At 58.2% G+C, this 4,625-nt stretch carries 4 protein-coding genes and 1 other annotated feature; of the genes, 1 reads left to right on the top strand and 3 read right to left on the bottom strand.

The genetic code is table 11. The features are described 5' to 3' along the window. Nucleotides 1–211: 211 nt before the first annotated feature. The 3 genes from Q0X61_RS12655 to Q0X61_RS13445 all read right to left on the bottom strand — a co-directional run bounded on the left by Q0X61_RS12655 (nucleotide 212) and on the right by Q0X61_RS13445 (nucleotide 2,817). A complete protein-coding gene (locus tag Q0X61_RS12655; RefSeq protein ID WP_297743182.1) occupies nucleotides 212–1,897 on the bottom strand; it encodes a hypothetical protein in 1,686 nt (561 codons plus the stop codon). Nucleotides 1,898–2,393: 496 nt separating this feature from the next. Continuing rightward, nucleotides 2,394–2,681 (bottom strand): DDE-type integrase/transposase/recombinase, encoded by a 288-nt coding sequence (locus Q0X61_RS13450; RefSeq protein ID WP_367270750.1) that lies wholly within the window; start codon nucleotides 2,679–2,681, stop codon nucleotides 2,394–2,396. Further along, nucleotides 2,626–2,817 (bottom strand): transposase, encoded by a 192-nt coding sequence (locus Q0X61_RS13445; protein WP_367270749.1) that lies wholly within the window; start codon nucleotides 2,815–2,817, stop codon nucleotides 2,626–2,628. The genes Q0X61_RS13450 and Q0X61_RS13445 overlap by 56 nt, the downstream gene beginning before the upstream one ends. An 81-nt stretch (nucleotides 2,818–2,898) precedes the next feature. Then, nucleotides 2,899–3,018: a sequence feature (AL1L pseudoknot), on the bottom strand. A 655-nt stretch (nucleotides 3,019–3,673) separates the two neighbouring features. Here Q0X61_RS13445 and Q0X61_RS12650 point away from each other — a divergent pair. Further along, the gene (locus Q0X61_RS12650) at nucleotides 3,674–4,123 is read left to right on the top strand and encodes an ASCH domain-containing protein (RefSeq protein WP_297743181.1); all 450 of its coding nucleotides are present in this window, start codon (nucleotides 3,674–3,676) and stop codon (nucleotides 4,121–4,123) included. Nucleotides 4,124–4,625 lie beyond the last annotated feature (502 nt).

Here is a 4,625-nt window from a genome sequence, read left to right as displayed (position 1 = left end):
CAGCCAGCGCTCGCTGGACAGGGAAGCAGGTAGGAACGAAACCCAGGGCGATTCAAGATCGCATTACGGAGGGACATGGAAGACCTCTGTTTCGTGAAATGAGTTCTGTCGTAAGTCCCACACATCATTCAGAGGTCTTCACCTATGTCCAGCCGAACCTCCGAATGCACCCAACCTCCATGGTCAGTACACGTAGTCGTCGCTGATATTGCTAGGGAGGGTCGGGCGGCGTGATGGCCGTGGGGCTGGGTATGGCGTGGGGTGTTCCCTGGGAAAGAGCCGAAGCAAAGCTGTCGATGTCGTCATGGGAGGCAGCGCTGGGGAACATCCAGTGGATATCACGCTCCTCTGTAGTTACGTCTAGGGCCGGCCGAACACGCTCATCGTTGCTTGAGCGAGGACGCACGTGGCGTACCTGAGCAAGAGAATAGATTTGCCCAAGTTCGCCTTCCCTCAGAAGGCGTCTGGGGTTTGCGGTGATGATCCGTCGGTCAGTCACCGCTACGAATGTGCTCGACGCGAACTTCTCAACGATGGCACTGGCTCTTCCTGGCACGAGCGCTTCCCAGGTCGCATCAACCCTCCGGGCGAGAACCGCGGGCACAATGCCCGCGAAGTTATGGGTTCCCAATTCGTATGGGAACGCTAAGCACTGAAGTGTCTCCCCGTCTTCGAGGAACCATCGAAAGATGCGCAGGTACGGATCGAGTTCAAGCCCCTCAGGTGCGCAAACGATCTCCGGTACTGTCGGCATCTCGACTGCAGGTTGTAGCGTGTCGGCCAAGGGCTCAATGGCTTCGAGGAGTTGCCTGCACGTTAACTGCGATGCCTTGGCGCCCTTCCGCTTCTTTGTCAGCGGCACGGTAGCGCGACCGGGGAGTTCGGCGATGATCCGCAACTCACGCACGAGTGACTTGGTCAGCGACCGGATTTCAGAGAGCGACTCTTCGATCTCGACGGGAGTGTTCCCGACGATCCGGTCGAAGAGCTGCGCTTCACTCTCGTCGTTGGTGCTTCGTGTTCTGGCGAGGGCAGCCCGGACAGTTTGGTACTCCGCGTGAGTCTTGAGCGAGCTGAGAAGCGCGTAGGTATCAAAGACGATTGCTTCGGCGTTGGATTCGAGGTGCTGGCGGCGAGCATCACCGTCCAACTTCCCGAGTTCCTGAACATGGTCCGCCACGTTCTTGCGGTATAGCTTCAACTGCTTGCGGATGTTCGGGCCACTGGGAGCAATGGGCTCCCATACAGAGTCTGCAACGGAGCCGAGTTCGCGAGTCTCCTTGACCGCCTCATCGACGGACTCCGTCAGCCCTTCAAGCTCTGCCCATTGCTCGTTTCGGATGGCCTTGAGCGTCTGCGTCGTAAGCTGAATGTTGGAGCGGACGAGGCGGGAAATCTCACCGAGCTTCATCTGGAGCGCGATCATGGCGACGGCCGGGCCGATGGCTGCGATCGCAGTGGCGGCCGACATCGACGCGGGGATGAATCGCGCCTGCGCGACCAGTTCACCGTTCTTGAAAATCGCCCCGAGCTTGGCACCGTCCTTCGCGGCCATCTGACCGCCGCTCTTCAGCAGAGACAGCGTCGCACCGTCGACGCGGAAGAGGCCTTGCGCGCTCGATACAGCCTCCGCGACGTTCCCGACGACCGTGCCTGCGTTGCCTAAGGAACCGAGAGCGGAGGAAAGCTGAGCGCGGTCGAAGGAAGGCACCATGTCAAGGCTGATGAGTTCAAGACCGTCGGGGACTTCGCCGAATACGACTGCGACGCCTGGCGTCACCTCGACGAGGGTCGTGGACGCTGCGAGTTCAAGTGCTTCGGACCTGATCCGATCATCATTCTCGGGTTGCCCGCCGCCAGCCTCTTCGCTACCGGACTCACCACGTCCGCCTTCCATAATGGCCCTCCTCACCGCAGTTTCTGCATTCCCCGACAACGAGTCCCAGTATGGCAGACGCATTCGAGGACGGCGGAGCAACAGCCAGTTCCTGCTGGGGCACGTTGAACTAAGCGATGAGCAACTGGACCAACTGGATCGCCCCGAGTTCGATGGAGAGTTCATAGCGGTAGGTCGGCCATCTCTGGCTGACTGGTTTCAGTGTAGTAGTGATCCTCGAACTGCGCTGGAGCGAGGTCTTTGCAGTACGAATGCGTGCGGGTGTGGCTATACCAATGCACCCATTTCCATGGTCGCGAATTCCACAGCATCACGACCGGCCACGGACCCTCGCGCCACCCCACCTCTTTCTTATATAGCTCAATAAGCGGTTCCTGCTGCGGCATTATCATAAGAATCCCCAGTCGAACCGACCGAGGCTTCCATTCCAGCTTCACACAGCCGCTTCTGTATAGGCAATGGAAACATACTGGCTCTCCTTGTCCGAATGATGAATTCACTGATCAATATTCCTGTTCTTTCGTTTCCTTTCCCATACCGCGTACTCCAGGGCATCGAGCGCTACGTTGGTCCGCAACGTCGTATCGACTCGCCACCCAACACTCATCCGAGAACACAGATCCATGACGAAACCGACATAGACGAAACCACTCCATGCCGGCACAGAGGTGATACCAGCCACCCAACGAGTATCAGGAGTATCTGCGGCGAAATCCCGCTCGACGACGTCACCCGGGATACGAGGCGACCTTGGGCTGCCCCATCGTAGTCGCCGACCGAGCATTGGGCACCCCGTCCAGCCCCAGGGCACGCATACGGCGTTCAACCGTGCACCTGGCAATCAGCTCGACCGGATACAGTCGGCGCAGCATCACCCACACTCTCCGCGCCCCGAACAAACCACGACTGTCACAATGCACACTCCGAATCCGACCATCCCACTTCGCAACAGCCCGCCTCCGGGCCGAGACCGGTCTCGGCCTTCTCACGTACTACGAGCTCGCAGCAACCTGTACACCTGTCTGAGACAGTGCTCGACAGATCAGCTCGACTCCGAACTCATCACGATGACCATCGATACCACTCAGCGACAGTCGAGCTCCGCCTGCGCAAAATACGCACTCGCTTTCCCCAAGACCTCATGAGCTCGACACAATTCACGAACCTCCTTTTCCAAGTCCATGACGCGTTGTTGATCACCGCTAGCCACTCCTGGCGCTTCACCAGAATCCACACGATTGCGCTTCACCCCATCACGAAGAGTGCTCTTGTTGACTCCAACCTGTTCACCAACCAGCCAGCACCCGGCACGCACAGCCAGCGCAGGCTCGTTGACCATGCGCACAGCACCGTCACGGACCTCTGCAGGATACGTACTCAGTGCGGACATGTTCCTATCCCCTCGGTTAGACCAAACTCTCCACCACACCCAGAGCGGTCCACCGAGGGTCATCACCCTTGTTCAACCAACCCGCCGACCGCCACGTACCTAACCTTCCATGCTCAGAACATCAGCCCGCTCCGAGCGGATCACCAGTCAAGAGCGAACTGAGCCTGCCAGATACGCAGCACCGATGCACGCCCCACATACTGTGAGATCTGTTGCGCAAACCCGCAATCGATCTCACACTTTGTGGGTTGCGTGATCCGCTTTCATACTCTTAGCTTCACCCTCATAGCCTCCGTTAGCTCGAGCACAGTGAGTTCGCTCCAGTCGTAATGGCGCAGCACGGACCACACTCGCCGGGCCCTCGTGCTTCTCGCTACCCTTGACCAATGACAAAGCCCACTACACCTCCTCTCTCCGAGATTCCCCGCGGCGAGTACGCTTTTCCCGGACCTCTTCGCGACTCCTTGGTGGAGGCAATCCTCAGCGGAGTCAAGACGGCGACAACCTGCCTGCTCGCTCAATTCGACAAAGGCGAAGACCCACGCAACCAATTGGGCTTACTGGAGGCAGTTATCGACTCGAATGGAAATGTCGCGTGCGTGACACGAACACATGAGGTCCAAATCGTCCGCCTGGGTGATGTCACCGACGAGCACGCCATCGCTGAGGGCGAAGGTTACCGGACAGCTGCTGAATGGCGTACTGGGCACGAAGATTTCTGGCGATCTGAAGAGTTTGTCACCACTTATGGCGAGCTCCCGCTAGACGACGATACCCTGGTGGTGTGCTGCCGCTTTGCCATAGATCCACGGTACCCGGTGAACGCAACCAGCTGAGGTGGAACCAGCTGGAGCCATTTCCAAGGGATGTCTCTCACCTGGCACAACGCCCCCGCATGACGCGGTAACGACAAGGGCAGGCTCGGCATCGTGGTAGCGAGCAGACTATCTATGTCGGCTCGGAGCAATGAGATCGTTCGGCCATGGAAGCTAGCACAACGGCGCTGTCCCTCGTGGTGATTAAACGGTGCTGGGCCCTGTCATAGCGTTCTGCAACCATTCTGGTGGCGTTGGAGGAAGTTCCGATCACTTCGTGTGATACGGGGTCAGAGCGCCTGGGATGATCGTCACTGGTAGCAGATCCAAGATCGCAAGACGCTGATGCGCATCAACACGCTTATCAAAGACATAGTCCGCAATTGGGAATGAATAGGGCGCATTCACAGTCGCAGTTTCTATTGAACAATGTTACCGATACAAGGGCTGTTCAAGCGCCGGAACACTACCACCTTAAGCGGTCGCGCACCGATCGTCTATCCTGACTATTGACAGTCACACA

Origin of the sequence: uncultured Tessaracoccus sp. (assembly GCF_947255005.1) — a bacterium.
Classification (GTDB): Bacteria; Actinomycetota; Actinomycetes; order Propionibacteriales; family Propionibacteriaceae; genus Arachnia.
Note: the sequence above shows the minus strand (reverse complement) of the source record. Positions and strands in the feature narration are given on the sequence as shown.

Coding starts and splice junctions, on each gene's coding strand:
- Q0X61_RS12655 (WP_297743182.1), bottom strand. CDS start 1,897: ATGGAAGGCGGACGTGGTGAGTCCGGTAGCGAAGAGGCTGGCGGCGGG.
- Q0X61_RS13450 (WP_367270750.1), bottom strand. CDS start 2,681: ATGCTCGGTCGGCGACTACGATGGGGCAGCCCAAGGTCGCCTCGTATC.
- Q0X61_RS12650 (WP_297743181.1), top strand. CDS start 3,674: ATGACAAAGCCCACTACACCTCCTCTCTCCGAGATTCCCCGCGGCGAG.